At 52.4% G+C, this 250-nt stretch carries 1 tRNA gene; it reads right to left on the reverse strand.

Annotation, left to right across the window (positions count from 1 at the left end):
- Nucleotides 1–171: 171 nt before the first annotated feature.
- Nucleotides 172–247, reverse strand: a tRNA-Ala gene (locus tag Q673_RS24665).
- Nucleotides 248–250 lie beyond the last annotated feature (3 nt).

Raw genomic sequence — 250 nt, forward strand, 5'->3', positions numbered from 1 at the left:
GATACGCTTGAGACGTATCTCATGTCCCTTTCTTTCGAAAGGAACGTTTGTCAGCATGATTCACATTGTTAAAGAGCAGACTGTCAATCGACAGTCATAAACCGGTCATTGCACTGGGCAACAATGGCTTATGACTGCAGATCCGATCAGCTAAGACTGAGGGGAAGGAGGTGGTGGAGCCAAGCGGGATCGAACCGCTGACCTCCTGCGTGCAAGGCAGGCGCTCTCCCAGCTGAGCTATGGCCCCGAA

Source organism: Halomonas sp. PBN3 (genome assembly GCF_000475415.1).
Classification (GTDB): Bacteria; Pseudomonadota; Gammaproteobacteria; order Pseudomonadales; family Halomonadaceae; genus Halomonas; species Halomonas shengliensis.